The following is a 24555-nucleotide window of genomic DNA, read 5'->3' on the forward strand; positions in this document are numbered from 1 at the left end:
TTGTAAAGTAAAGCTTAAGCGTTGAAATGAGGAATATCGCTTGATCCCCCCTTACCCCCCTTCAAAAGGGGGGAATCTGTTCAGATACCCAAGTCCCCCTTTTTAAGGGGGATTGAGGGGGATCGAAATCTTTGTTTATAAATCAGCTCTGAAGCCGTCGCGCCTCTAAAAGCATTTAGTGTACGGGGTGGGCAACGCCCACCCCGTACATTAAACAAATCGCTGAAGATCAGAATGAAGCCGTGCTAGTACACCAACTTAAAAGTTCTAGAGGGGGTTTGGGGGCGCAGCCCCCAAACCCCCTATGTTGCAAAATTTAGTGTTTGTAATACTAGGACTGGAAGTGGTCGATGATCGCCTGGACAATGGTTTGATTGCCATCCAATGCTAGGGGTTCGCTCTGACGGGGTGGGTTCATGGGCGATCGCAAAAAGTCCCAATCTCCCTCAAAAAAGTCAGTATGGCTGACAATCTGATGCTGGGCATAGTCTTGTAATCCTTCTAATAAAATTTCTGCTTCCGCAAAATCTTCGCGGGTAATCGAAAAAATCGGAATATTGAGGCGGCAGGCTTCGGCAAACGTGCCATAGCCCGGTTTTGAAACCACCCGACTGCAAAGCGGCATGACGTCAACGGGACGATACTTTTGCTCTGTCACCACTAGCAAATTGGGCAGCTTCGGTGCATCCTGGTCGAAGCTAATAAATTGCCAGTCTGGAAAGCGCTGAAGATTTTCGTAGGGAATTTTAGCTAATCCCAATCCGCCGAAAGTTAGCAAGATGGTCTTTTCGGGTGGCGTTGTAATGCCAAATAGCGATCGGATCTCGTCACTGGGATAGCGTGGGGAACCGCCCACTAAGCCAATATCTTCAATCACCGGAAACGAACTCATTGGTTCATGGAAGGGCAATCGGAAAAGGCGATCGCACTCTCCAAAACAGTCTGCAATCCAATCTGAGATGCCGATAAACTCATCGCCCCAGGCGCGATAGATAAAATCCCAGCCAAAATTGCTCATCATCCAGCAGGGAACCTTAGCGGCACGCGCTATTTTTGCGGTCAGGGGGGGAATGTCTGCTAGCACCAACCCTACTCGGTTCTGTTGGATAAACGAAACTTCACTCGCGATAATTGAATGTGCCTGAGTACGAATATGCTGAAGCTTTTCCAGCGTTCCAGGCTTGTCCATATTCAGACTATCGCGTTGCAAAACCCCCACATCAAACGATCGGGGACGATGGATAAAATCTTTTTGGATGTAAGACTCTAGCAACCATCGAGGCGCTGTCGTTGCCATAATCACGAGCAACTCAGGAAAGGCGCGTTGCAGGTCTGCCACAATCGACGCGGTTCGGGTTGCATGACCAAACCCATGATTGGTGATAGCAATATACAAAATGGGCTGAGGCATAGTGAAAATCTCCCCAGGTACGAGGTTAGTTTAGCAACCTTGGGGTGACGATACGGCATCACCGCTGCTCTCGTTAACTTATGTATCGTACTAACCTGACACCGGCGCTAAGGCGATTTCTAGAAAAGGTCATTCCAGCACGTCGTAGGGGCGAAGCATTCGAACCATGATTTTCGCCATTTACCAACGACTATCGAACGAATGCTTCTCCCTACAGGGGTAACAGGTTACTGTTTTTGAGGGTGTAACAGTTCTACTGTTGCACCCTCAAAAAGATTCTCTGCATTTTTACTCGTCGTGAAACGTCTGCTCTTAGTATGTAAGAACAGAACTCTGAGTTAGCCGTATTATTCCTGAAGTCCGGCTATTGTAACGGATGTGCGGTGCCCTTAACCTAGAGTGCCGCCGTACCCTTAATCTTCATGATCTTCGTAGGGGTCAGCAAGTTCCTTCGAGGGAGGACCAAATGCTGTGTAAATGGAAAGTCCAGTCAGAGCAACGAGAAATACCCCGACCGAAATGATAAGAACTGTTGCGGAATCCATAAGCGTGATCAAATATGAGAGCTGTTCTTCTATAATATTACGGAAAGTTAAAATATATGGATTGATTGTAGGTTACTCATGGCACAACGGACTCGGCTGGGAGATATCTTAAAACCGCTCAATTCCGAATACGGTAAAGTTGCTCCTGGTTGGGGCACTACGCCCCTGATGGCTGTCTTCATGGGATTGTTTCTTGTCTTTTTGTTGATCATTTTGCAAATCTACAACTCCTCACTCATCCTGGACAGCTTCCAGCTTGACTGGGGCAGTTTTGGTGGTTAATGCTCTTGTCTGTGAAAGCTTAAATGAAGTTGCCCCGGTCGTCCGGGGTTTTTTCTTGGCGATTTTTATGGCTTTGAGTCAGTTCTCCGTGGTGCAACCGCTATAGAATGTCATGGTTAAGGCATCATGATGATAGAGACGGTTAATTTTGCGAGAATATACTCTTTGAGAATTGCGTCTCCAAAGCGTTTGCAGGAGGGAGTTGCGTGAATATTTTCGGAATCGGATTGCCTGAAATGGCTTTGATTATGATTCTGGCTTTACTAATTTTTGGTCCGAAGAAACTTCCAGAAATTGGAAAAAGTCTGGGTAAGGCAATTCGGGGCTTTCAGCAAGCTTCGAAAGAATTTGAGAATGAATTTAAGCGAGAAGCGGAGCAACTTGAAAAAGTGGTTAAGGCTCCGATGGAAGCAAAGCTTGAAACATCACCTCCAAGAGCCTTGAATGCGTCTGAGGCGATCGCCCGGACAGCCGCAGAAAGTTCAACGACTGAAGCCAATGCGTCATCCGAAGAGATTCTCACGGGCGAAATTGTCCATGAAGAGGAAAAAGCGGCTAGCTAATGTGTTGGGATGAAATCATGTCGGAGATGAGAGCATTGCTCTCATCTCCGACGCTAGTGGTCTTATCGATCTAACCTGTTCATTGTTTTTGCCCTGCAAGCTTTATAAGCGGCTCTTGTTCCCCACGACCAGTCTGAGATCGTGCAAAATACGTCTGATTTAGTGATTCCCCAATTGATTGTGGGGTTAGGAAATCCAGGTAGCAAATATGATCAAACGCGGCATAACGTTGGCTTTGCTGCCGTTGATCAGCTGGCTCGGGTTTGGCATATTTCTTTGGCAGACCAACGAAAGTTCCAGGGTGTTTTTGGTGAAGGTAATGCGCCCCACGGGGAAAAGATCCGATTGTTGAAACCATTGACCTATATGAACCTGTCCGGTCAGTCGATACGAGCGGTAATTGATTGGTATAAGTTACCGCCTGAATCGGTTTTGATCATTTATGACGATATGGATTTGCCGTTTGGAAAAATTCGTATGCGTCTTTCGGGGTCTGCTGGAGGGCACAATGGCATGAAATCGGCGATCGCCCACTTAGGGACGCAAAATTTTCCACGCCTTCGGATTGGCATTGGCAATCCGAAAACCGATCAGCATCCTGATAGAGATACGGTTGCCCATGTCTTAGGTAAATTTGCCAAGAGTGAGGCTGAAGTATTAGCAAAAGTACTGCAATTGGTCGGAGATGCCATTAATCTCAGTCTTAAGCAAGGTTTGCCAAAAGCGATGAGTCTTTATAACAATCAAAGTGTGTAGTTACGGATCGGGGATTTAATTGAACCCAATTCTGTTTACAGTGCTTCGCGCTCAGATATGGTTTGGTTTTTTGGTGTGCGCCGTGCGGCGCACACCAAAAAATACCAAAAAACTATGGCTCAAGCAATTGAAAAGCGGAGAGAGAGTGGTCGCTCCGCCACCACTCTCTCTCACCGAAGGACAGGTTCAGTAATCTGTGATCCTAAGGGGATATTCTTTTAGCAGGCAGATAGGGAAATTACTGAGATTTTCGGCTTAAACCTGACGACAAAAATTGATCTGCACCGAACGTCTGTATTTTAACCCTTGGCTACTGAGTAGACGTTTAGATAGATTCACACTAAAGACAACAGTAAAATTGCCCCGTCTTCTCCTAAAAATGAGCCTTGATACCTAATTCCTTAAAATTAGGCTACATAGTAGAGATTAAGGGCACCCCTTCCCTTTGCCTTGATTGAATGACCCGCGTTTTTTTATAAATAGGTTTTATTGCAGATTATTGGGTTGTGTTTCAACGGTATTGGTAATTTTTTGAAAGACTCTTACCGGAAGTTCTCGAAAAAATTGCTTACTTCCTTAAACCATCACCCACTACTGAAGCTAAAATTGTCAGTTTTTCTATCGGTTTGTCGCTTGAGTCTACCCCAACGCTATTTCCAGGAGATCCCTTGTGCCCAATATGTCTGACTCTACTCCGTTAGCCCAAAGTTCTACGGAACCAACCCCGATCTTTTTGCAAAAGCTGGTCAAACGATGCCATGTTATTTTGCCTGATGTGCCCGAACCTGTTGGGGCAATCCTCCACGAAGGCAAGCTGTACGCCTATGTCAAATTTTTCGCAACTTTAGAAACCGCTCAACGAGGGGCAAAACGCCTTGAGGAGAAAGGTAATCAGGTGATTTTGACTAGAGTTGCCAAAGGCTTGGTGTTGTGGGTATATGAACCTGAAGCGACGCTGGCGAACCAATCTCGGCGAATTTAACTCAAACTGTTTAGTTTGGTACGCTTAGACTTTAGTCTCTAGGTCTATGATGTGTTCTATCTTTGTACGTGTTTGCCCATGTCATGTTATGTATTTGGATTCAGGTCAGATTAAAAAAGTAATGATTTTTGGTGGCGCGGGCGTTGCCCGCGCCACCAAAAATCATTACTTGAATACTACTATCATTTTTTGAAAGCCTAGCTCAGCTAGGCTTTCAAAAAAATAATCTGACTTTAATCGAGAGCAAATCACTAGGCGCTGGGTTGAATGCCCAATTGGTATTTGTTTTGCTTGCCCATCAGCAGAGAGACTTAGGAATTAACTGTGAGTTCTAAGCATTTACCTGAAACCACAGCCCATGTGCGGATTACTCATCAGTCTTGGAAACAAGGCAAAATTGAAGGTGAAGTTCGGGCAAATTCATATGAATGGCGGTTTCAGTGGCGATTTCAGCAGGGTATGTTATCCGTCGAGCCGTCTTTGGGACGGGCTCTGATCAAAGATCCATTGGAGCGATTTTTGGAGCGGTCTGATTACCAATTGGAATTGGGGGGAGATTATTCGTTTACGATCCGTGCCGAAATTTAGCCAGCGGTTTATCGCAATTCTCACTGCGCAACGTACTACAAATTGATGAGAGAGAGCCGCGCCCTTCGCGGCTCTCTCTCATTATCTGCAATCCATCCAGGCACGAAGTGATATAGGGCGATATCAGCGCATGGTGACAAATTCTTCGGCAGCACTGGGATGAATCCCAACGGTTGCATCAAAGTTGGCTTTGGTGGCTCCCATTTTCAGTGCGATCGCCACGCCTTGAATAATTTCTGCGGCAGTATCGCCGACCATGTGTGCGCCTAGCACTTTATCGGTTTCTTGATCGACCACTAACTTCATCAACGTCTTTTCGTCTTTACCTGCCAGGGTGTAATACATCGGACGAAATCGGCTGCGGTAAATTTTGATGCGATCGCTGCCATATTGGGCGATCGCTTCTGCTTCTGTCAATCCAACTGTTGCAGCTTCGGGCGTCGTAAAAATGGCGGTTGGGATATTGTCGTAACTCATGGTGCGAGATTGTCCGCCAAACAAGGTATCTGCCAACGCCCGACCTTCGTTGATGGCAACAGGGGTAAGTTGAATGGTGTCGGTGCAATCTCCCACGGCATAGATATTTTCTTCCGCTGTTTGACTATAGCGATCCACCTGAACGGCACCCTGGTTCAAGTCAACCCGCGTATTTTCTAACCCAATATTTTCTGTATTGGGTTTACGTCCGAGTGCTGCCAAACTAACGACATCGGCAAAGAAAGTTTCTTCCGCATCATGGGTCACTGTTACCGAGACACCAGCATCGGTTTTGGCGATCTTGAGGTCACTGGTATGGGGAACGATGTGAATGCCATGGCGAATCATCGCGGCTTGAATCTCAGTCCTTAAATCCTCATCAAATCCGCGCAAAATCTTGTCCTGGCGAATGATTTGAACTACGTCTGTGCCCAGACCATGGAGTAAGCAGGCGAATTCTGAAGCGATGTAGCCTCCGCCCAGTAAGACAACTCGTTTGGGTTGCGTTTTCAGTTGAAATAAATCGTCGGATACTAACGCGTGTTCGATCCCTGGGATATTGGGTCGAACGGGCGTACCACCGACTGCAATTAAAACTTTGTCTGCCGTTACTTTTGCGTTACCAATGGCGATCGTATGGGCATCTAGTAGTTGCGCTTGCCCCCGAAAAATTTGCACATTGGATGTATCTAACATGCGTTGATAAATGCCATTCAATCGCGTGACTTCCGCGTTGACATGACCAATCATTACCGTCCAGTCGAGTGTACTGTTGACCGCACTCCATCCGTAACCCTGAGCGTCTTCAAACAACGATGGAAAACGAGAGGCATACACCATGAGTTTTTTGGGTACGCATCCCCGATTAACGCACGTTCCTCCCAGGCGATCGCTTTCGGCAATACCAACTTTGGCTCCATGGGCAGCGGCTCGTCGAGCTGTTGCAATACCGCCGGAACCTGCGCCGATTACAAATAAATCAAACTCGTATTTCATCACTTTCTCCGGAGAAGTGGCATGCGTAGTGGGGTGCGTGGATGGAATCGAGGCTGCAACAAAACATTGGTTTTGTTGCAGCCTCGATTCCATTCATTGTGGGAGAGACGTAGACTTTATCTGCAATAACATTTTTAGGTTAGGAAACCGTTGCGTGGTGCAGAGTATTTGCACTACGCAACGGGTTTGATAAAGTCTACTAAAATTACAACGATTGGATCAGGCGTTAGCTCTGCTAACGCGCTGAAGCATCGTGTCTATCCAACAAACGCTAACCGAGGTTCAGACACACCTTCAGATGCCGTTCCTTTGAGGTAAGCCATCATCGTATCTGCATCGGATACTTCAAAGGGATCAACGGGGCAGTTATCGCCAAAATCGGATTCTATGAAGATTTTTTCGATCTTGCCGTCATCTACCAGCATGGAATAGCGCCAAGAACGCATCCCGAAACCCAGGTTAGACTTATCGACTAACATTCCCATCTTGCGAGTGAACTCGCCATTGCCGTCGGGTAACAGGGAAATATTTTTGACGCCCTGCTGTTTGCCCCACTGGAACATCACAAACGCATCGTTCACGGACAGGCAGATGATGTCATCGATGCCTAAAGACTTGAACTCGTCATACAACTCTTCATAGCGGGGTAAGTGGTTGGATGAACAGGTCGGGGTGAACGCACCCGGCAAAGAGAACAAGATCACTCGCTTGCCAGCAAAAATTTCTTGCGTTGTCCGATCTTGCCAACGATAGGGATTAGGACCAGGGACAGATTCATCACGGACGCGGGTCTTGAAAACAACATCGGGTACACGATCGATAACTGCCATCTTTACCTCTGTATGAGTAGACTGTGTTCATTGCTATGTAAATCAGAATAATTCTGATTTAGGAATAAATCAATAGTCATAAATACTTAAATAATTTATACATTCTTATCCTTATGTTTTTTCTAAACGGGAAGTGTTATGATTCAAGAAGGATTCTTCTAACCTGTGTTGATCGTATGCAACAACAAGCAGATGCCATCGTTCAAGTTTTAAAGGCAAAGGGTTTGCGGGTAACGCCCCAGCGATTTGCGGTCTACGCTAACTTGTTGTCTCGCACAGATCATCCAACCGCCGAACAAATTTTGTTTGATCTGAACCGCGAAGCTCCTGCATCTTCACAGGCAACTGTTTATACAGCCCTGCAAGCACTCCGTGATGTCGAACTGGTGCGGGAAGTCTTGTTAGAAGAAGGGGTTTCCCGGTATGACGCTAACGTTGGTTTGCATCATCACTTTCGTTGTCGCTGTTGTGGTGCGATTGAAGATATTGCCTGGGAAGCGTTCCAATGTATTGACCTGAAAAATTTGCGCTCCGGTCTTTTAGGGGAAAGCTATGAGGTAACGGTGCATGGGATGTGCGATCGCTGTCAAGGCAACTAATAACCGACGTGAGTAATAGCCGAAGCAGTAATATTATCGTTTTGATGCAATGCCCGTAAATTGCGTCAGCAGCATTGTATTGCCTGGATATGTAGACTAACGGATGCGGCACCGTTCATTGGTGAACCGAATAACTTGAAGAGCTTGGTATCGAGTTGCAAGTTGACTATCGGACATCATTGTTTTTCTGGGCGTTGACGGTTTTGAGGATAAATTGACAGGTGAAATCTACAGTCGCACCTGCAAACTTATACCAAACTTTAGCAATGCCAGGTGCTTAAGCCATCGAAGTATAGATCATCAGGAATACTCCTAATTATGGTTGAAACACATTCTAGACCTGTCGCGATTACTGTTATTTGCGTTCTTGGTTTCCTGGGTTTGATTCCCTCATTTCTGCTAATTTTATCGCCGGTTGCCGCTTCAATTGGTGCCTGGTATCCTCCCTTTCTGGCTCTTGCAAGTTTGGGTGGTTTAGTATCTTTTAGCGGAATGTGGTTGATGAAGAAATGGGGTGTCTATGCTTATACGGGGCTTGCAACGCTGAGCCAAATTGTTCTTTTAGCAAAAGGATTATGGGCTCCTCTAGCCCTTGTCATTCCGTTGATCGTAATTGCGATCGGGTTTAATAACCTTAATAAAATGTCCTGACCGTAAATGCGGTAGTTGTATTGCAACGTAAAGTAGCGATTCTTGAACTCACAAAAAAAGTTGTGCAGGGGTTTCACCCCTGCACACCCGTTTGTTGCCATAGGCTTCGCGGATGGATAGATTACAGACACTGTGAGAGGCGCATCCCTTCGGGATGCGCCTCTCACAATATCGTTGAGACTGCTATAGAAGTGACAGCATTAGTTACTTTTAACAGGGCGGAAGGCATTCACAAAGCTGATAAATGGATAAAGTTGCCGTGACTGTACCCACAGCTTTCCGGTGCCACTAAAGCGGCAAACCAGACCTTCACCGCCAAATACGCCTGTCCTTAAGCCCTTGAACGACAACCCTCCTAACATCTCTACCTTATAGTTGAGGGTGTCTTCAAAGGCAACAATATACCCGGTATCAACTACATACTCTCCGGACACAGGAATTTCTATGACGGCACCATAGGAGCTAAACCACAGATCGCCAGTGCCCGTCATTTTCAACAGAAATAAGGATTCGCCACTAAAGAAGCCTTTAAACCCCTGGAATTTGCTGTCCATCGTCACACTGGGGCTAGACGCCACAAACCCAGATGACTGCACCATGAGACTATTGCCGTTGAGATAATAGTGCTGAATATCACCCGGAACACCGGGCGACAGCATCAGCTGACCGGGTTTACCTTCAGCTGTGAATTCGCTGAGAAATAATGATTCGCCACCAAACATGCGTCCCAACCCTTTCATCAAGCCACCCTGCACCTTGGATTTCATCTTAATCCAGGGATCCATGGCAGCCATTGAACCTGATTCTACTAATACCGTCTGGTTGGCTTGCAGTTGGAGGTACAAAGAGGCATAAGCGGGTGCATGGTCAATATTAAATGCGATCTCGGAGGACATGGGTTTCTCCATCAAAACTGATTGATTCAAAACTTAAACTTAAACACTCAAAACTGATTCCCATGCTTATTTCGGTGGGAGTTTGCTGCCAACAATTCGTCCAAATGCGCCGGGATTGTGGGTTTGACAGAATAAGCGACCTTTGCCTCGGAATCGACAGACTAAGCCTTCACCGCCCAGCAACGCACCTATCCAGCTGGAGTTTGCTTTGGTAATAGAAAAGTCAAGGGTGCGTTCGAAGGCAACGATATTTCCGGTATCGACGACATATTCTCCGTCAACCGGGATCTCGTAAATTCCGCCAAAGGCACTGAGTAAGACAAGGCCGGTGCCACTGGCGGTGAGCCAAAAGATTGATTCTCCCGAAAAGATAGACTTGAAGCCCTGAAATCCCAAATCTAGATTGACGGCGGGAGTGCTGGCAAGATAGCCCGTGGATTGGATAACTAACTCAACCCCAGCCATTTGGTAGGGAAGAATATCGCCCATCAGGGACGGAGCTAGATAAATTTCGGCAGGGCTGCTGCCCGATCGGAAGGTGCTGAGGAACAAAGATTCTCCAGCAAGAACACGTTTTAAGCCACCTAAAATTCCACCTCCTTTGCCTTTACGCAGGGTGGTGTCGGCTTGCATGTGTCCGCTCATGGCGATCATGGCTCCGGCTTCGGCAACTAATTCCTCTTGGGGTGCCATGTCGATCTTGGCGATCGCACTATCGGGTTGGTTTAAGATATCGACTTTCATGGTCAGTTAGGGGTGATGAATAGGAATGGGGAGGAGGGAGTCGTGGTTATCACAATGGCTGTTCAAAGCTTGGGACGAATGAAGCGAACTAAGCCATCGATGCTGCGGGATTGTAAGTAAATGCGACCTTTCCCAGAGAGGCGATTGACTATGCCTTCGCCGGATGTGACGGAGCCGACTAAGCCACCTGCCAGTTTGAGATTCATTTGGATGCTGGGTTCGTAGGCAACCAGGTGACCGGAATCGACGATGTATTCTCCATCCACGCGGCGCTGCACGAGTCCGCCATACCCCCCAAAGAACACTAAGCCTTTGCCGCCCAGTTTGAGTTTGAATAGTCCTTCGCCCGATAACCAGCTAGAGAACCCTGCCCATTGCACTCCTAAGTTGACGCCGGGAGTGCAGGCGATAAAAGCACCCGGTTGAAAACAAATTTCGTTGCCATTTAGCTCGATCGCATCGATATCGCCAATAGTCGATTGGGTTAAGACGACTTGTAAAGGTTGATTGGTTGAATTGCTAAACACGTTGACAAATAACGATTCGCCACCGAAAAAACGTTTGAGCAACGCCGGGATTAAACCGCCCGATAGCTCGGCTTGCATGGACAGTGCTGCATCCATACTTGCCATGGCTCCGGCTTCTGCGGTAATGCGATCGCCTGGATTGAGCGTTACAAAAATGGTTGCGAATGCGGGTTTATATCGAATTTCGTATCTCACCGTTTGCCTCCCAAAATGGGTCAGGGAATGAGGATTTAGCTATAAGCATTCCCGACAGTAGTCAAATTAACTTACGAATAGTAAATTTGGCTGCAAAACTTAAAGCTTTGCAATTTGAACTGTGGCTTGACTCTCTCGTTACGTCAGGGTGGTTAATGAGATCGACACCGTTTTAGAGAGGGCGATCGCCATGATTTATAACCGGATCTGGACACCGTTGCTGTTGCTATTTCAATGCCGCGACGAACTAAAAATCTGGCAAACCTCTGACTCTTTGGGCAATACCTGGTGGCACGCCTATAATCCGACTACAGGTCGCTCTGCCACGCGTGAGTCTGAGGTAGAAATTTTGGCATGGATTGACCAGCGCCCCCTGCATGAGTAGCTGACGATGTTTAAGATTGGTGATTTTTCTAGACTGAGCCGAGTTTCTGTGCGAACGCTGCGGCTTTATGACGAAATGGGGTTACTTAAACCTGCACAGGTTGATGCGTTAACGGGGTATCGCTATTACGAAGCAGATCAGTTAGCGCAGCTCAATCGGATTGTTGCTCTCAAAGATTTAGGGTTTTCGCTGGAGCAAGTTAGCGAGTTGCTGGATGAACACATTCCACCGGATCAAATTCGGGGGATGTTGCGGTTGAAACAGGCTGAATTACAGCAACTGGTTGCCGTCGAGCAAGCTCGATTAGTGCGGGTGGAAGCCCGACTGCACCAGATTGAGCAGGATAATGCAATGCAAAATTATGACGTGATTTTGAAACCTGTAGAGGTGCAAACGGTTGCAGCTATCCGGGATGTAATTTCAACGTGTCATCAGTTTAAGTCCCTGCACTATGAGTTGTGGGACGAACTCAAACGCCAGAATGTGGAGATGGTTGGGTTTCCCCAAACGCTTTGGCATGATGCTGAATATAAGGTGCAAGATGTCGATGCAGAAGCGATCGCACTGATTAGTCAACCGTTATCAACCCCTAGCGGGAGGGTTAAAACGTATACCTTAGCGGGGGCAGAACAGATAGCGTGTGTGGTTCACTCTGGTGGATACGACACGATTGAGCGGGCGTTTAATGCGTTATTGAAATGGATCGGACACAATCACTATCAGGTGAGGGGAGTGAACCGGGACGTGTATTTGAACCCTTTATTTTTGGAAAAGCATTGCCAGATGTCGAGCCGCAACTTACTAGAGGACGGTCAGACTGCCATTGAGATTCAGTTTCCAGTCGAACTGTGTCGGTAGCAGCATGGCTAGTGGTGGTTGATGAGACTCAGCGATCGCAACTAAATTTACTGGAACAATCTGGGCTTGATTAGTTGCTTAAAACACAACCACTCAATCCTCTAAAAAGCTTGCTTAAAAAGCACTTCAGACCTATCAAAAATTCTATGGACTAAATTTGGACTAAATTTGAGCGGATTTTTGAGTTGCTAACTGCCCCAAATTTGAACCGATTTAGCAAGAAATCGAGAAGTGCGATCGCTATTCCTCTTAATTCTTCCATCTATTTCCCTCTTTAAACCGATGGAAAATGTAGTTCATCTATACTAATGAATTAACCTAATTAGCCCTCAGCGATTGGCAGTATTAAGGGAATAGCGATCGCTGTCGATTCCACCTCAATTAAATCTCTTAATAAGACTAGGATATGTTTTTTAAGACCAGTATCGATACTTGAAAGACTCATTTTGAGACGAAAATAGATTAATCCACTTCTCTCCAAGATCTATAGCAATTCTCGATGGCGTGAAGTGTGAGGTGCGTGAGAGCTACTTGGAGCGCTGCTCTCTCAACAATTCAAAACCCATAGTTCAAAGCCAGTAGAAATAAGTTGGCTAATTCTTGTCTTGCATTAAGACTCATAATTTCGATTCGAGACTCAGAACGAGAATCTCAAGACTCAGATGAGAGCCTAAAATTTCAAACGTTGGTTTTTGTCTCAAATTAAGACTCGCATGATTTATTTAGGACTCAAAAGAGATTTATGAGTCTTATTTTAGACACGTCATCCGTCTAATTCAATGACGCAAGGTTAAAGGCAGACTAGATTCCCCTGGCAAGCCTCTGAGGATCGTGGATTAAATAAGATCGAATATTGAGTCGTTTGGAGGGGCGAACGGCCGTTCGCCCGTACAACACATCACCGGAGTTATTTAATTCCCATTCCTGAGCTAATTGATGAGTAAAAGGTCTGATGTAGGTTTGTATTGAACGAAGTCAAACCCAATGTCAACACTATCGATGGGTTACGCTAGCGCTAACCCATCCTACAGCAGAATAATATTTTCAATCATTTTGTCATGCACAAAGGGTGAAGCATTCGAACCATGATGTTCGCTATTTACCAAAGACGATTTAACAAATGCTTTGTCCCTACAGGAGGTGACATCTTTTTCAGAAATCTCCTAAGAATCGTAGATTTAATAAAACCGAAGATTTATTTTTGAAAGCGCAGCGGAGCCGCGCTTTCAAAAATAAACTTCCGGGTTTTAATTAATTTGTGATTCTAAGCCAGTATTGAATTTATGTCTTAAATCGAGACTCATGTATTTTATTTAGGACTCAAAAGTGTAATTGAAAGACTCAATATAAGACTAAATTCGAAAGACCAAGTATCGTACCGAGTCTTGCCGTTCTTTTTTAAGACCCGTCGCAAGACTTGTGAGTCTTAATTTAAGGCATAAAAATCGTTCATACAGATGGTCTGGCAAAAACGACCTGAGCTTGCCTACACTACAATCACAGCAGGCACTACTGCTCACTATCCTTTCCAGCACGTCGCGAATGATACGAATGAATCGACTCCCGCCTTGGGTCAACTGGGGACTTGCGCTACCATTGATTGTTTTAAACGCCTGGGTTTTGCTCCAGGTTTTTCAATACTTCCAGCCACTGATCAACGTCTTTGTTACAGCCCTGTTGTTAGCGTTTGTGTTGGATTATCCCGTGCAAGGCTTACGCCGTCTCAAGTTAAAACGCACCCAGGCTATCCTTTTAGTGCTGTTGATGACGCTGACCACATTGATTATTGTTGGAGTCACACTCATCCCTGCACTTCTGGTTCAGGTGAATGACCTGGCTCAGGAAATGCCGAACTGGATCACCTCCAGCAGTCAGCAATTACAGATCATTCAAGATTGGGCAAAGGTTCGTAAATTTCCCATCGATCTGAGTCGTCTGATCATGCAGCTAGAAGAGCAATTTTCTAGCCAACTGCAAGCCCTCAGCGGAGAAATTTTTACTTTCTTATTTGGGGCAATTGGACGAGTGTTCGAACTCGTTCTCACGTTTGTTTTGACGTTCTATATTTTGTTGCACGGCGATCGCCTTTGGGCAGGTATCTTTCGCTGGTTTCCGTCTAACTCTGGGAAAAAAATTCGTCGCGCCCTGCGACAAAATTTTCACAATTACTTCGCCGGACAAGCAACACTGGCATTGCTGATGGGTTCGAGTATGACGATTGCATTTTTACTCCTGCAAGTACCCTTCGGCTTGTTATTTGGTTTAGCGATCGGCGTCATGACGCTTATTCCCTTTGGCGCAGGCTTTAGTATCTGCGTCATCAGCTTACTCATGGCACTTCAGAGTTTGTGGCTGGGTTCCAAAGTATTAGTGGCAGCAACCGTAATTGATCAAATTATTGAAAGTATTGTTGCCCCTCAACTGATTGGCGGATTTACAGGTTTAAATCCCGTCTGGATCTTAGTGTCCTTGCTCATGGGTGCAAAAATTGGCGGCTTTCTGGGTGTCCTTGTTGCCGTTCCCTTAGCCAGTTCGATCAAAGGCATTGCAGAAGCATTGCGATCCTCACCAGCTCAATCCTCACCCGTCACCGATATGGAGCTGTTTTAAATCGGACTGATCCTACTAACGCACAATGAAACCTTGCAAAAAAAAGGGTATTGCTTAATTAGAGCTTCGATCAGCTGAAAGAGAATCTATCGCCTAATGCAATGGAGATCTGTTCATGCCTCCTCTTTATTATTGTTTTATAGCTGCATTATTAGCTGGCCCAGTTTACGTTATCTTGCACGCTATTACGTTAGTGATTCCGTTATATTTAATCTTGCTGATCGCAGGTATTGGCTGCTTATATTTTCCCTTTCGGATGGCACGAAATACTAAGGTCGATGAAGTCTTTAGCCTGGTAGCTTTAATTGTCGGGAGTGCTTGCACCATTGGCGGCTTTGCCATGTCCCCGCTTTACCTGCAAATTTTGGCAGCGATCGCCCTTCTCGCCATCAGCCGACGCTATGACGTAGATACCGAGATTAGCTAGCCGTCCCCGTTTAACTGGGTGTACTAGCCGATTCAACCTCATCTAGATGCTGCAATTGATAGGTTTTGAGATGTTCGTTGAGCAAATCTTTAGTGCGAATGATGCTGTAGGCTAGCTCAGCTTCATCAGGACTCAATAATCCAATAATTTCATGGGGTTCCTCCCGCTTGACCACCGGAAGCTGGTGTAACCCACGGGTTCCCATGCGGGCGATCGCTTCTGCCAACCCTTCATCGGTATAGGCATACAAAACATCCGTTGTGCACACTTGCCGGATCGGTTGATGTAACAGCTTTTCCAGCGTTTCACCCGGCTCCACGCGCATAATCGAGCGATTGACATCTTGCAACGTCAAAATACCTAAAAACTCTTGATCATCCATCACCAACGCACAATGTTTGCGCTGTTCGATCAACGTCTGACCCGCCATCATCAACGGCATCTCTCCCGATAACACCAGCGGAGATGCATTGATCGCATCCATCACCGTTAACGCAGGCATCCCCTGACCCAACGTCGGTTTAACCACAGGGTCTTGCTGTTCACCATCAGAATCAAGCTTCAGAGTAGGCTGCAACCGTTCTACCAGCCAGATGCTCAACCCCACAGCCGCCATTAACGGCAAAACGATGCGATAGTCTTGGGTCAATTCAAACAACAACAAAATCGAGGTCAATGGTGCCCGGACACTGCCTGCTAAAACCGCTGCCATCCCCACCATTGCGTAAGCCGGTGGCGATGCCATATAAGGATGCAAGATAGGAAAGGCGATCGCCAATACTTTGCCATAGGCAGACCCCAACGATGCACCTAAAAATAGGGCAGGAGCAAACACCCCACCAACAAACCCACTCCCCAAACTAATTGCCGTCATTGCCAACTTGACTAACAGTAACGCCAGTACCAAGTGCAAAGGAAATTGCACATCTTGCAAGATTGACTCCACCGTTTCATAACCTACACCCAGAATTTGCGGATAGGTGAGGGCAATCAACCCGACACAAATTCCTCCAATGACGGGATGAAACATTTGAGGAATCGTCTTCAGCCAGCGAAACCCAGCAATTTGTCCCTGAAAGCATTGCTGCGAAAACCCAATCAACCCTTTATAAAAAACAGACACCAGACTGGCTAATAAACCCAAACCCACATACAAAGGAAGTTCTAGTAAACTCCGCACTTCGTAAGCTGGTAGCGAAAAAGCAGGCGCAGCCCCTAAACCAATTTGCGAAATCCAGGCAGCGACCACTGCCGACAACAACACCACACTCACCGCAGAGGTGGCAAAAGTCGTACCCAAAACCACTTCGAGGGCAAAGAACACCCCGGCAATAGGAGCATTAAAGCCAGCTGCCAAACCGGCGGCAGCTCCAGCACCCAGCAACAATCGCAGCCTTGCCTGCGAAACCTTGAGCACCTGCCCTAACAACAAACTAAAATTTGCCCCAATTTCCACACTCGGACCCTCCGGTCCCAGTGATGCGCCACTGCCCAAAGAAATTGCAGCTGCGACCATTTTGGCAACAGGCTTCAGCGGCATCAGTTCTTGCCCACTTTCTACCCGTTCCATCAATGCCGAAAGCCCCGGACCAAAATCTTGAATGCGCCACCGCATCAGCCCCACGATGATCCCACCCAAAACGGGGATCAGTGCCAGTGTCCAGTGACCCCAGATCGACAGAAAACTGGAAATTTCCCCCCAGGTCAACTGATGAGCGAATAAAATTAGGAATCTTAGAATAACGACACCCGCTCCTGCCCCAGTGCCCACCAGTACTGCCATAAGCAACACTGCCGTTTCAGGCTTAGGCTGCAAACGGTTAAACATTTGAGTGATGGGTAATGCGGACTTTGTCTGAGATTCTCGCTCAGACTCAGAAGACTCCTTCAAGTCGGAGGTGGCAGTCATGGGAGAAAGGGAGGGGTTCGGTACGCTACTTCTTATTCTGATTGATGCAGGGGCAGAAATGGGGAAATTAAAACTTTCTGGTTCGATTTTTTTATGAAGTATGTTCGTATTAGTCTAATGAGACTGAGGGATCGTCTCGATCATTTGAACTATCGATTATTGAGCGATCGCCGTACACCACAGAGCGATCGCCGTATAGTACGCTATTTTATTCTCGCAATTTTGACCGTTTGGTTTAGCGTTGGCATCCACCGATACGCGATGCCAGCATCGCCACCTCCGACTCAACCGTATGCAACCTTTGTCGAATGGTGCGCGAATCGACAGACACTTGCGCCTGAAACCCAACAGACGATTCAAGTTTTATTAGACTTGATGCCTACAACAGACTGCAACCGAGCCGAGGTCTTTCTCAACGATCTGGGGTTACTGGATTTGCGGCATAGTGGGGTCACAGATTTACGTCCCCTGGCAACGCTAAAACAAACGACCAGTCTATATCTCAGCGAGAATACTATCACTGATATTGGGGCACTGGCATCGCTGGAACAGTTAGCCGTACTGTATCTCGATCACAATCAACTCACCGATATTACGCCTTTAGCAACGTTACCTCATCTGCGCGAATTAGTTTTAAGTGACAACCAGATTCAGACCTTACCTACGCTCTCAACGACTCAATTAGAAACGCTAAGTTTAGATCATAATCAGATCCAAAATGGGCAAGCCTTGCGATCGCTGACAAGTCTATGGGCACTGGATCTCAGCAATAACCATATTGCAGACCTGACACCGCTATCGACGCTATCGCAAGTATTTGCCTTAAATCTGAGTCACAATGGCATCTCCGACTTAGCGCCGCTATCAAGCTTAACGGCTCTGACGGCATTAAACCTGGATGAAAATGCGATTGTTGACCTGAGTCCATTAGCATCTCTGACGCGGTTGCAAGTGCTATCACTCAACCAAAACTACGTATCCGATCTCAGTCCGCTGCGATCGCTAACTAACCTGACCGATCTATTAATTCGGAATGTCGCCTATACCGATTGGTTGTATGTTCAAGGGTATGCGGCACTATCTGACCTCAGCCCATTGCGATCGCTGCCCCAGCTAAGAAAACTCGATCTCGACGGCAATGAAATTGAGGACCTAGCGCCCTTATCAGCTCTGAACAACCTGGTAGAACTGAATCTGGGAAGAAACTGGATCGAAGATCTCAGCCCCCTATCCAACCTGAGCCAACTGGAGAGCCTAGCGCTAGACGGTAATAAAATCGCTGATTTTGCCCCTTTAGGATCGCTCAGTCAATTACACCAACTCCATCTCAGCCTGACGCAACTGCGCGATCTGAATCGGCTTCCCCAACTGACCCAGGTGACCGATCTCTATCTCAGTGGCAATGAGTTACAAGATATCAGCCCACTATCCAGACTGACCCACCTCAAAACCCTGGATCTCAGCAACAACCAAATTCAGGACATTCGCCCCTTAGCGACCCTCAGCACCCTGAATGAACTAACGTTGTCATCCAATCAGGTGCAAGATCTGCATCCCCTCTCAGGTCTGACTAACCTGAACAGTTTGAGTGTGGTAGACAACCAAATTCGGGATGTACAACCATTAGCGCCGCTAACTGCACTGTCCCAGTTGTCTCTGGCATTTAACCAGATTCAAGATATTAACCCGTTATCCTCCCTCGCAAACTTGACCAAACTCGTATTGGTCAGCAATCAGATTCAAGACATTAGCCCCCTAGCATCCCTGAGGGCACTCAATGAACTCTTTCTCAACGAAAATCAAATTACCGATCTGCGATCGCTCATCCCCCTCAGCCAATTACTCAAACTCGATCTCTCCTTCAATCAACTGGTTGATATCAGTCCTCTAAGTGCTCTGATTGCCTTAACCGAACTGAACCTGAGCAACAACCAAATCATCGACCCCAGTCCCCTGGCTCGATTAAGTCGTTTACAATCACTCGATCTCAGCCACAACCAAATACATGATCTGAGATCGCTGGCAACCCTGTCCGACCTTTCAACTCTGAAGGCGTGGGAGAACCCGATTACAGCCCCCATCTGTCCGTTGCAACCCCCAGACATCTGCGAGTTTTAGCATCTCTGGTCTGAACCATAGCGCTTCGCGATTAGAACGCGATCGCTGTTCTAACTCTCTCGCATAAAATTAAGGCGATCGCCCCATTGCTTTCCCTCAGCCCCGACCCCGGCGCACAAAATCGATTGGAGCCGAATCAGGTAGACTAGATTGCGTCGTGCTTCGTGAATGAGTGAGTCAACGAATTTTGGAGGCAAAAGCGTGATGCTAACTGCTCCATCTGTTTCCTTACCGATCCAAAAGACTTAGCACCCCGCGTCCCCCTCAATTCAAAACGTGAGCGTAGATCATGGTTGTTTTGACATCCTTGTGTCCTAACAATTCCTGCACCGTGCGAATATCATAGCCATTTTGCAAAAGATGCGTGGCGAAAGGTGTGGCAAGTCACTCGTTTCTCAATCCTTGCCAGCTTCACCGCATCCCGGACTGCCCGTTGAATGCCTGTTTCGTGCAGGTGATGTCGTCGCGTGACCCCACTACGGGGATCTTGAGATAGGCGATTGGCAGGAAAGACATACTGCCAAATTCACTGGCGATCAGCATGAGGGTATTTGCGCTCAAGCCCAAACTCTGGGTAAAACCATTCCCCTGGTTACCTTTGGGCATATGCACCACCACCTGCGCCACACCCAAACCCGCTTACGCAAAAGCCTCTGTGTCAGCCCTGAAGGAATCATTTACCTCAATGCGGCTAGAGTCCCTCGCATCGTCCACACCGAAGACGACTGTCTGCGAAACTTCTCGATTGTCACCTTGCGGAATGGTGCTGTTTTCCAGGTGGCTCTGGTTTGGGTGAATTCTGATTTTGCAATTAAATCGAAATACATCCTCTATCAACAACCCTTCCCGGTGGAAACAGAAGAAGAAGCGGAGGAAGAAGGGGCGATCGCTGCTTTCGAGTCAGCCACCCCTCGCCCATAGACACGATCGCCCACAATCGTGCCGGCAAATGGGTCATATTGCCATCGAGAGCGTTTACCCCTTTGGGAACTGTGAAGCAACCGCCCACTGAAGTGGCATTCGCCAACGAAGTTGTCAAATACTTGACCTGCTCAGCAAGTTACAATACGTATTACAGTTAAGGTTCCGGAGGGAACTCCTGATGTAGTTAGATGCTTTCTTAGTGAGAAATGCCAATGCTTTAAATTCGAAATGAATGAATTCAAGGAGGAGTAATCCATGTATCTCATTCGATAAGTAGCCTTTAATGGGAGCTACAGGCTTGATAGCTTGCTGTGTCTATAGGTGCCAAATCAGCATCTAAGTTAAGATTAATGAGTTGAAGGTCAGGTGAGAAGTATAACACTCCTTACCCTTACTAATAAAAAGACAGGGCTTTGTATGCAGTTGCTTAGAGTTCAAGTTCCTAGCTTTCGTGTTTTAAAAGATGTTGACATTGAGTTTGAAAAAGACTTTACGCCCCAAGTGTTTCCACTTGGTAGTCAGAATGGGGGTGGGAAAAGCACTCTTTTACAACTAATTTTCATCCTGCTACATTGTTCTACTAAAGCAGATAGATTACCTTTTCTAAAAAGCATGATTAAAGGATTTAATATTGCTGAAAACTCCTATTCAAGACCCTTAGCAGTAATTGATATTTTATACAAAGATAAAACTTTACAATTTAATTTTTTCGTTTGTAATGATTTCTATATTCATAATCTCTTAGACCAAAATGGTGTAGGTACAGGTAATACTGTGGATAGTTTAAGTTCTAGTGATCTAAAATTTTCTGCGTTTTCAAAGCTTAAAGATATTGAAGAGAAATCTTTAAGAAAAGCAAGAGAGATCTCTTCATTGAAAGAAACTTTGGATGAACTAAGAGTTATAGCATCTACTGAAAATCCTCGAGAAAAAACAGCGAGAGTTGACGAGTTCTGGAGACGGCTTAGAAGATCTGAAATATTGCAATCAGTTAAATCATCCGAGGAACTACAACTTCGACTGTCACAAGTAGGACAAGAAATTGGAAAGAAGCTAAAAGTATTAGAAGAAACCTATTCAGAGCTTCGTGCTGAACGGAGCTATTGGTTAAATATCTCAGGTGAAATTTTAAAAATTTTAGAAAAAAATAGCCTTATACACATAGTTAATTCTTCATCAAATCTTGATGAAGATGAGAATGCTGCTTTAATTTGTCGTGTTCAAGATTTAGATACAAAAGAAGCTAAATTATTGCTAGATAGTCTCTCAGATAAAGTTTTTCTGGCTGCTCCTTCAACGCAAGTATTCCTTTTTCTTAGCAGAGAGGCTAGAAAACTTTTATTTAAGAATCAGAAAAGCACATATACATCTGAAACTTACTACTCTCATATTCAGCGAGCTAAAGATCAGCTTCCCGGACTTTTCGCATACGATTTCTTAGCAGTAGATCTACTAATTGACTCCTTCAAGGCTGCTCGAGATAAGGATTTTGAAGAAGCTATTGAAAAAGGTGAATATGGTAATCACTACAAAGCTCTGTTAAATGGCTTAAACTCCATGCTTTCTAATAAACAGTTAAACCTTAGGGCTGACCTCTCAGGAGTTACCTTCAAGGTAGGAGAAGATGATGAGGCAGTAGAGCTTTACCCAGAAGATCTGAGTCATGGTGAGTTGAAGAGGTTAAGTATTTATATGTGGTTGATGCATCAGAATATACAAGATTCAATTGTACTAATGGATGAAATTGAAATTGCCTTACACCCAGACTGGCAATACAAAATTGTGTCAGATTTAATACGATGGGCACCCACAAATCAATATATCCTTGCAACTCACTCTTATGAGCTTTGCCAAGCAGTTACACCAGTTCATGTTAAAGAATTAGAGCCGCGACTTATAGGGCAGGCAGAGTAAGTAGTATGAGCCTTGATCCTGAACAAATACAACAGCACTGCGAAGCAATTCTTAATTCTCGTAGGATTCTCAATAAGATTGTAGTGCTATGTGAAGGTAATATTCTATCCTTGCAAGGTAGACCATCACCACAAACATATAAGCAAATGGAAAGTATGCCTGACTCCAATTTTTACCGTGCATCTATCCCAGCGTGGTGGAAGCAGTTTCTTCCACAGTTCTTCAATTGTGGAGATCGTAATGATGTTTTGAATACATACTTTACTCTACTTGAGCTACATAACACAGGTGCTAACTCTTATCTTGATCCCAATAAACTTTTTGCACTCGTAGATTTAGATCTTCAGACTCAAAAGATTGATACTAGCTACCCATTTTCAGATACAGAAGTAATTTTTCATGACTTGTATTGTGCAACGAAAGTCAATGAAGCAAATGCACCAAATCATCGAATATGGGTTACAGGTTTAGTTCACAAAGAAGCCTATTTTCTTGTACCTGGACTGCAACCTATCTTTGATCAATCTCCCATTCAGGTGACTTATAGTGGAACAGCGCTTTCCTTAGAAGATATTTATCTTGCTATAGCTAGTGAAATCACAAGTGACCCTGACTTACAGAATAACTTTGACGAAGCATGTATTCGTATTAGTCATTGCTCTGAGTTAGATCTAACAGAAATAGCTAAATTGGAATATAGCTGGAAAACAGCCTTTCAAACAACGCAAGACAGAGCAAAAAAGAATGAGTTAGTTTTTAATCTTCTAGCTATAAGAAAGGCAAAGAATCATTGGCATCGGATTGAGCCAAGTAGTGATTGGACACGATCAACCTCCGCTTTTAGAGATCAACTTTTATTAGCAATAGGGAGATTTTACTCTGAGCAACTTAACACTGCTCAGTATCACATTCCTTCATTCTTCAAGACTTTATATCAATTTGTTTAGTGCGATCGTCCATCTTGTAGGGTGCGTTCCTGAATGCAACTCTTGCTACTCCACTCATAGATTTCTGGGAACGCACCATGCTCATGATTGAAGTAAGCGATCACAGTGCGATCGCCGATCTTGTAGGGTGCGTTGCTGAACAGCAAACGCACCTTTTTGTTGGGCATCCTAACATTAATCCTTGACCTGTATTCTCTCATGCCCGATTATCGCAGACCTGGAATTGCAGGCGGCACCTACTTCATCACCCAAGTCACCTATCAGCGCCAGCCTTGGCTGTGTCGTGAGATTGGTCGTCATGCGCTACGGACAGCTATCAAGCAGGTTAGAGAGACTCGTCCTTTTGCGATTGATGCTTTTGTGCTGTTACCCGATCATTTCCACTGTCTTTGGACTTTACCTGAAAACGACAGCGATTTATCCACTCGTCTGCGCCTGATTAAAACGTATGTCACGAGGCATTATGGAACTCAGTTAGGACTTGATGTGAACGTTTCAGATTCTCGCAGGAAGCGGAAGGAGCGCAATCTGTGGCAGCGTCGATTTTGGGAACATTTGATTCGAGACGAAACAGATTTTGCTCAACATTGTGATTATATTCACTACAATCCAGTGCATCATCAATTGTGCCAAGTGCCAACAGAATGGCAGTTTTCAAGTGTGCATCGATTGATTACTGAAGGAATTTATCTGCCAAATTGGGGTGAATGCCCAGTTGAGTTTAGGCTGGATGGGCGATGGGAGTGATGGTGCGTTTGCTTGTCACAACGCACCCTACAAGATCCGCGATCGCACTAACTCAGTTTGTGTTGACCTAGCATATTCGAGTTGATTTGTGAATGACTGGGGCGATCGCATCCGATTCATCTCGTAAAATTGGAGTATGCTCCATTTGTTGTTGGCACGATAGCAGGAACAGTAATGGTTCAGACGCCCAACCGACCCCTGACCCTTGATGAATTCCTGAAACTGTCAGAAACCAAGCCTGCCAGTGAATTTGTTGATGGCAAAATCATTCAGAAGCCCATGCCCAAGAACAAGCACTCTCTGCTACAAAGCGAACTTTTTACCACCATCAACGCTGCCAGCAAACCCGAGAAAATTGCCTATGCGTTTCCTGAACTCCGATGTACATTTGGTGGGCGATCGCTAGTTCCAGATATTACTGTTTTGCAGTGGGCAAGGATTGTATTTGATCCCAATGGCGAACCAACTGATGACGTATTGATTGCACCCGATTGGGTGATCGAGATCTTATCGCCAGAGCAAAGCTACAATCGCGTCATGGCGAACATCGTGCATTGTCTAAAACATGGCTGTCAGTTGGGCTGGTTGATTGATCCCAAAGATCGATCCATTTTGGTATTGACTCCCAATCATGTTCCAGAATTTTTCCAGGACGCCGACCCCTTGGTTGTTTT

At 45.7% G+C, this 24555-nt stretch carries 26 protein-coding genes and 1 pseudogene; 17 read left to right on the forward strand and 10 right to left on the reverse strand.

Going from position 1 to position 24555, the window contains the following annotated elements; genetic code table 11:
- Positions 1-331: 331 nt before the first annotated feature.
- Both ACR6Z4_RS18815 and psbN read right to left on the reverse strand, forming a co-directional pair.
- Positions 332-1411 (reverse strand): glycosyl transferase, encoded by a 1080-nt coding sequence (locus ACR6Z4_RS18815; protein ID WP_479718845.1) that lies wholly within the window; start codon positions 1409-1411, stop codon positions 332-334.
- A gap of 413 nt (positions 1412-1824) precedes the next feature.
- The gene (gene psbN / locus ACR6Z4_RS18820; protein WP_479718846.1) at positions 1825-1956 is read right to left on the reverse strand and encodes a photosystem II reaction center protein PsbN; all 132 of its coding nucleotides are present in this window, start codon (positions 1954-1956) and stop codon (positions 1825-1827) included.
- A gap of 78 nt (positions 1957-2034) precedes the next feature.
- On the opposite strand from psbN, the gene psbH reads away from it, so the two are divergent.
- The 5 genes from psbH (at position 2035) to ACR6Z4_RS18845 (ending at position 5127) form a co-directional block, all read left to right on the forward strand.
- Positions 2035-2238, forward strand: coding sequence for a photosystem II reaction center phosphoprotein PsbH (psbH, locus tag ACR6Z4_RS18825; RefSeq protein ID WP_479718847.1), 204 nt, complete (start codon positions 2035-2037; stop codon positions 2236-2238).
- 206 nt (positions 2239-2444) lie between these two features.
- The gene (locus ACR6Z4_RS18830) at positions 2445-2801 is read left to right on the forward strand and encodes a TatA/E family twin arginine-targeting protein translocase (protein WP_479718848.1); all 357 of its coding nucleotides are present in this window, start codon (positions 2445-2447) and stop codon (positions 2799-2801) included.
- Positions 2802-2942: 141 nt separating this feature from the next.
- The gene (gene pth / locus ACR6Z4_RS18835) at positions 2943-3557 is read left to right on the forward strand and encodes an aminoacyl-tRNA hydrolase (protein ID WP_479718849.1); all 615 of its coding nucleotides are present in this window, start codon (positions 2943-2945) and stop codon (positions 3555-3557) included.
- 670 nt (positions 3558-4227) lie between these two features.
- Complete coding sequence (locus tag ACR6Z4_RS18840; protein WP_479718850.1) at positions 4228-4539, forward strand: hypothetical protein; 312 nt, start codon at positions 4228-4230, stop codon at positions 4537-4539.
- A 324-nt stretch (positions 4540-4863) separates the two neighbouring features.
- Positions 4864-5127, forward strand: coding sequence for a DUF3146 family protein (locus tag ACR6Z4_RS18845; protein ID WP_479718851.1), 264 nt, complete (start codon positions 4864-4866; stop codon positions 5125-5127).
- A 123-nt stretch (positions 5128-5250) separates the two neighbouring features.
- On the opposite strand, the gene gorA is transcribed toward ACR6Z4_RS18845, so the two are convergent.
- Complete coding sequence (gorA, locus tag ACR6Z4_RS18850) at positions 5251-6600, reverse strand: glutathione-disulfide reductase (RefSeq protein ID WP_479718852.1); 1350 nt, start codon at positions 6598-6600, stop codon at positions 5251-5253.
- A 257-nt stretch (positions 6601-6857) separates the two neighbouring features.
- The gene (locus ACR6Z4_RS18855; protein ID WP_479718853.1) at positions 6858-7430 is read right to left on the reverse strand and encodes a redoxin family protein; all 573 of its coding nucleotides are present in this window, start codon (positions 7428-7430) and stop codon (positions 6858-6860) included.
- Positions 7431-7606: 176 nt separating this feature from the next.
- Between ACR6Z4_RS18855 and ACR6Z4_RS18860 the strand changes: the two genes are divergently transcribed.
- Positions 7607-8029, forward strand: coding sequence for a Fur family transcriptional regulator (locus ACR6Z4_RS18860; protein ID WP_479718854.1), 423 nt, complete (start codon positions 7607-7609; stop codon positions 8027-8029).
- Between the two features lie 318 nt (positions 8030-8347).
- On the forward strand, positions 8348-8680 hold the full coding sequence (locus ACR6Z4_RS18865) for a hypothetical protein (RefSeq protein WP_479718855.1): 333 nt from the start codon (positions 8348-8350) through the stop codon (positions 8678-8680).
- Between the two features lie 200 nt (positions 8681-8880).
- Here ACR6Z4_RS18865 and ACR6Z4_RS18870 read toward each other — a convergent pair whose 3' ends face one another.
- The 3 genes from ACR6Z4_RS18870 to ACR6Z4_RS18880 form a co-directional block, all read right to left on the reverse strand.
- Positions 8881-9576: a TIGR00266 family protein gene (locus tag ACR6Z4_RS18870; RefSeq protein ID WP_479718856.1), complete on the reverse strand. Its 696-nt coding sequence runs from the start codon at positions 9574-9576 to the stop codon at positions 8881-8883.
- Between the two features lie 66 nt (positions 9577-9642).
- Positions 9643-10320, reverse strand: coding sequence for a TIGR00266 family protein (locus ACR6Z4_RS18875; protein WP_479718857.1), 678 nt, complete (start codon positions 10318-10320; stop codon positions 9643-9645).
- A gap of 62 nt (positions 10321-10382) precedes the next feature.
- On the reverse strand, positions 10383-11042 hold the full coding sequence (locus ACR6Z4_RS18880; protein WP_479718858.1) for a TIGR00266 family protein: 660 nt from the start codon (positions 11040-11042) through the stop codon (positions 10383-10385).
- Positions 11043-11190: 148 nt separating this feature from the next.
- Between ACR6Z4_RS18880 and ACR6Z4_RS18885 the strand changes: the two genes are divergently transcribed.
- The 4 genes from ACR6Z4_RS18885 (at position 11191) to ACR6Z4_RS18900 (ending at position 15322) form a co-directional block, all read left to right on the forward strand.
- The gene (locus ACR6Z4_RS18885; protein ID WP_479718859.1) at positions 11191-11427 is read left to right on the forward strand and encodes a hypothetical protein; all 237 of its coding nucleotides are present in this window, start codon (positions 11191-11193) and stop codon (positions 11425-11427) included.
- A gap of 6 nt (positions 11428-11433) precedes the next feature.
- Complete coding sequence (locus ACR6Z4_RS18890) at positions 11434-12285, forward strand: MerR family transcriptional regulator (protein WP_479718860.1); 852 nt, start codon at positions 11434-11436, stop codon at positions 12283-12285.
- 1551 nt (positions 12286-13836) lie between these two features.
- Positions 13837-14895, forward strand: a complete 1059-nt coding sequence (locus ACR6Z4_RS18895; protein WP_479718861.1) for an AI-2E family transporter — start codon at positions 13837-13839, stop codon at positions 14893-14895.
- 115 nt (positions 14896-15010) lie between these two features.
- Complete coding sequence (locus ACR6Z4_RS18900) at positions 15011-15322, forward strand: hypothetical protein (protein ID WP_479718862.1); 312 nt, start codon at positions 15011-15013, stop codon at positions 15320-15322.
- 10 nt (positions 15323-15332) lie between these two features.
- Here ACR6Z4_RS18900 and ACR6Z4_RS18905 read toward each other — a convergent pair whose 3' ends face one another.
- Positions 15333-17231, reverse strand: coding sequence for a chloride channel protein (locus ACR6Z4_RS18905; RefSeq protein WP_479718863.1), 1899 nt, complete (start codon positions 17229-17231; stop codon positions 15333-15335).
- A gap of 117 nt (positions 17232-17348) precedes the next feature.
- Between ACR6Z4_RS18905 and ACR6Z4_RS18910 the strand changes: the two genes are divergently transcribed.
- Positions 17349-19349: a leucine-rich repeat domain-containing protein gene (locus ACR6Z4_RS18910; RefSeq protein ID WP_479718864.1), complete on the forward strand. Its 2001-nt coding sequence runs from the start codon at positions 17349-17351 to the stop codon at positions 19347-19349.
- 264 nt (positions 19350-19613) lie between these two features.
- Here ACR6Z4_RS18910 and ACR6Z4_RS18915 read toward each other — a convergent pair.
- Positions 19614-19926: pseudogene (locus ACR6Z4_RS18915) on the reverse strand (tyrosine-type recombinase/integrase); the annotation flags it as partial.
- A gap of 29 nt (positions 19927-19955) precedes the next feature.
- Here ACR6Z4_RS18915 and ACR6Z4_RS18920 point away from each other — a divergent pair.
- The 3 genes from ACR6Z4_RS18920 (at position 19956) to ACR6Z4_RS18930 (ending at position 23134) form a co-directional block, all read left to right on the forward strand.
- A complete protein-coding gene (locus ACR6Z4_RS18920; RefSeq protein ID WP_479718865.1) occupies positions 19956-20270 on the forward strand; it encodes a hypothetical protein in 315 nt (104 codons plus the stop codon).
- Between the two features lie 420 nt (positions 20271-20690).
- The gene (locus ACR6Z4_RS18925; RefSeq protein ID WP_479718866.1) at positions 20691-22187 is read left to right on the forward strand and encodes an AAA family ATPase; all 1497 of its coding nucleotides are present in this window, start codon (positions 20691-20693) and stop codon (positions 22185-22187) included.
- A gap of 5 nt (positions 22188-22192) precedes the next feature.
- On the forward strand, positions 22193-23134 hold the full coding sequence (locus ACR6Z4_RS18930) for a hypothetical protein (protein WP_479718867.1): 942 nt from the start codon (positions 22193-22195) through the stop codon (positions 23132-23134).
- Here the strand turns inward: ACR6Z4_RS18930 and ACR6Z4_RS18935 are convergent.
- Positions 23131-23301 (reverse strand): hypothetical protein, encoded by a 171-nt coding sequence (locus tag ACR6Z4_RS18935; RefSeq protein WP_479718868.1) that lies wholly within the window; start codon positions 23299-23301, stop codon positions 23131-23133. The genes ACR6Z4_RS18930 and ACR6Z4_RS18935 overlap by 4 nt on opposite strands.
- 31 nt (positions 23302-23332) lie before the next feature.
- Between ACR6Z4_RS18935 and ACR6Z4_RS18940 the strand changes: the two genes are divergently transcribed.
- Entirely contained in the window at positions 23333-23881 is a 549-nt protein-coding gene (locus tag ACR6Z4_RS18940) for an REP-associated tyrosine transposase (RefSeq protein WP_479718869.1), read from the forward strand.
- A gap of 174 nt (positions 23882-24055) precedes the next feature.
- Positions 24056-24555 (forward strand): Uma2 family endonuclease (locus tag ACR6Z4_RS18945; RefSeq protein WP_479718870.1); only part of this gene is annotated, 500 nt, incomplete at its 3' end.

The sequence above is a fragment of the Calyptranema fuscum S582 genome (assembly GCF_055793305.1).